The sequence below is a fragment of the Marinimicrobium sp. UBA4509 genome (assembly GCF_002388575.1).
Lineage (GTDB): Bacteria > Pseudomonadota > Gammaproteobacteria > Pseudomonadales > Cellvibrionaceae > Marinimicrobium > Marinimicrobium koreense.
Genome location: NZ_DGMV01000084.1, coordinates 58,537 through 61,930, shown reverse-complemented (window position 1 = coordinate 61,930; position 3,394 = coordinate 58,537). Strand labels below are relative to the sequence as shown.

At 60.3% G+C, this 3,394-nt stretch carries 3 protein-coding genes; all 3 read left to right on the top strand.

Annotated elements, in window-relative coordinates; translation table 11 throughout:
- On the top strand, positions 1-639 hold a 639-nt coding region (locus B3520_RS15840), incomplete at its 5' end, for a ComF family protein (protein ID WP_286876420.1).
- 123 nt (positions 640-762) lie between these two features.
- Complete coding sequence (locus B3520_RS15835; RefSeq protein ID WP_286804817.1) at positions 763-2,364, top strand: glycoside hydrolase family 43 protein; 1,602 nt, start codon at positions 763-765, stop codon at positions 2,362-2,364.
- Between the two features lie 51 nt (positions 2,365-2,415).
- Positions 2,416-3,394 (top strand): serine/threonine protein kinase (locus B3520_RS15830; RefSeq protein ID WP_286876419.1); only part of this gene is annotated, 979 nt, incomplete at its 3' end.

The following is a 3,394-nucleotide window of genomic DNA, read 5'->3' as shown; positions in this document are numbered from 1 at the left end:
GCCCGCCACGATCATCAATGCCTGACCTGCGCCCTGCCGCTGTCCGTGGATAGTCGCTACTGCGGGTACTGTCTGCAGGCACCGCCAGACTTTGAACGCTGCCGGGTCCTGGGGACCTACGACTACCCTCTGGACAACCTGGTCCACGCCTTCAAGTACCGCCGCAAACTGGCATCGGGCCGGGCCTTGAGCGGTTTGTTGGCCGGGCTGCTCAGGGCTGAGCGGGAGGAAGAGAGTGAAGAGACCTGGCCGGAGTTGCTGATCCCGGTCCCCATGCACTGGACCCGTCGGCTAAAGCGCGGTTTCAACCAGACGGAACTGTTGGCCCACGACCTGGGCCGGGCACTGAGCCTACCGGTGCTCAGCCGGGTGGCGCGAAGACCCCAGCCGACCCGCGCCCAACAGGGGCTGACCCGAACCGCCCGCATCCACAACCTGCGCCATGCTTTTTCCTTGAACCCCCGCCACGAAAAGCGCCTTGCGGGACGGCGGGTTGCCCTGGTTGACGATGTAGTGACCACTACCAGCACCGTGCGGGCACTGAGCCGGCTTATACGGGAGGCGGGAGCCCGCTCGATGGAAGTCTGGGCACTGGCCCGGACGCCGGAATCGCCCGAAGCCCATCAAAGTACTCGATAGCCTCGATCTATTTGTATTACCATATTACATCATGGTAGTTTGTTGAGCGTAAGTTCAATAAATACAACCTGGCGGGCGAACATCGCTTGTGGCGCTCCGCCTGATACCGCGAGGCAAAATACCATGACATCACGCAATACCAAGACCCTCGGGTTCCCCTTTCCGACCGCGGTCAGCGCGCTGGCCCTGAGTCTGTTCCTGACCGCCTGTGGCGGCGGTTCCGGTGGTGGCGAAGCCCCGACGAATTCCGACGGTCCCAGTCAGGAGGCGCCTGAGAACAACGATAGTCCGGATCAGGAAACGCCCGAGGATGACGACCAAGACAGCCCTCAGGGATCGGTCAGTCCAACCTTTACCAACATTGCGGTCCACGACCCCTCGGTGACCAAGGTGGGCAGCGACTACTATGTGATTGGTTCGCACCTCTCCATGGCCAAAACCGATGACATGATGAATTGGGAGCGGGTCGCCGATGGCGTTACCCCCGCCAACCCCCTGTTTGACGACGTCACCGAAGAGCTGGCCGATGCCCTTGGCTGGGCCGATGCCAACACCCTTTGGGCGGCCGATATCATTCAGCTCAAGAGTGACGGGCGGTATTACATGTACTACAACGCCTGCCGGGGCGATGCACCACAATCGGCCATGGGGATCGCTGTCGCCGACAATATCGAGGGGCCCTACGAGAACATAGAGATTTTCCTGCGCTCGGGCTCCGAAGCGGATAGTGCGCTTGAGCCAGGCGCGGTGACCGAGGGCTATATCGCCGATCCCTACAATTCCTTCATCCACCCGAACGTTATTGATCCGCACACGTTCTACGATCATGAAGGTAATCTCTGGATGACTTACGGCTCCTACTCCGGCGGGTTGTTTATAATGCAGATGGATCCGGACACCGGTTTACCGCTGCCGGATCAGGGTTACGGCACCCACCTGATGGGCGGCAACCACACCCGAATTGAAGCCCCTTATGTGCTTTACAGCCCCGAGTCCGAGTACTACTACCTGTTCAGCTCCTTCGGCGGTCTGGACGCCAACGGTGCCTACAATATTCGCGTGGCCCGAGCCGAAAACCCAGGCGGCCCCTACTACGACTACGAGGGCAATGACGTTGCCGACGTGAAGTCTGACGGCAGCACCTTCTTTGATGATGAGGCCATTGAAGACGGTGCGGTGAAGCTGATGGGCAACTTCCAGTTTGCCGATGGCGGCAATGGCTACGTCTCCCCGGGACATAACTCGGCCTATTACGACGAAGGCCTGGGCAAACACCTGATGTTCTTCCACACTCGTTTCCCCGGACGCGGTGAACAGCACGAAGTCCGTGTGCACGAACTGTTCATCAATGCCGATGGCTGGCCGGTGGTGGCACCGCATCGCTATGTGCCCACGTCTGAGACGGACGAGACCATCGAGTCAAGCATAAGCGAAGCCGACGTACCGGGCACCTACGAGCTGGTCAACCACGGCCTGGACATCACCGCCCAGATCAAAAGCTCCGTGACCATCGAGCTGGAAGACGGCGGTCAGATCTCCGGCGAGGCCAGCGGTGACTGGACCCTCGGGGCGGACAACGCCATCACTGTGACCCTGGATGACGAAGGCACCTTCGAGGGCGTGGCCGCGCGCCTGTGGAGCCCGTCGGAACAGGAGTTTGTGGTGACCTTCAGTGCACTGTCGGTGGACGGTGTGGCCATCTGGGGCAGCCGCTCGCTCGACTGATCTCCCATCCGCCCTCCCATAACCGGTACAATGCCGGTTTGGGAGGGCACTATGAGCACATCCGCACATCCTTACGAAGCGCTCTCGCCGGATCTGGTCCTGGATGCGGTGGAAAGTAGCGGCTACCTGAGTGACATGCGCATTCTGGCGCTCAACAGCTATGAGAACCGGGTGTATCAGGTGGGCATGGAAGAGGGTCCGCCGTTGATCGCCAAGTTCTACCGCCCGGAGCGTTGGAGCGACGCGCAGATTCAGGAAGAACACGACTTTACCCGGGACCTGCTGGACCTGGAAGTGTCCGTCGTGCCCCCTTTACCCGATGTCGAAGGCCACACCCTGCGCGAATACCAGGGCTTTCGTTTCGCCCTTTACCCCCGTCAGGGCGGCCACGCCCCGAATCTCGATGACTTCGACCAATTGCTGACGCTGGGCCGGGTACTGGGACGCATTCATGCCCTGGGCGAGGCCCGTCCGTTTGCGCATCGCCCGACCCTGGACGTCCAGAGCTTTGCGGTGGACAGTTACGAATTTCTGCTATCCGAGTCATTCATTCCCGAAAGTCTGCGCCCCTCCTATGAAACGCTGGGGGCGGATCTGATCCATCGCCTTGAGCGCATTTTTGCCGACGCCGAATACACCCCCATTCGCCTGCACGGGGACTGCCATCCGGGCAACATTCTGTGGCGGGATGATGCACCACACTTTGTCGACTTTGACGATGCCCGCAACGGGCCGGCGGTACAGGATCTGTGGATGCTGCTGTCGGGGGAAAGGGAGCAACAGACCGCACAACTGTCGGAAATCGTGGAGGGTTATCAGGAGTTCTGTGATTTCAATTTTGCGGAACTGAACCTGATTGAGGCGCTGCGCAGTTTGCGCATCATGAATTACAGCGCCTGGCTGGCGCGTCGCTGGCAGGACCCGGCATTTCCCAAAAGCTTCCCCTGGTTCAATACCGAACGCTATTGGGGCGAACACATTCTGGAGTTGCGGGAACAGTTGGCGGCTCTGGACGAGCCGCCACTGGCAC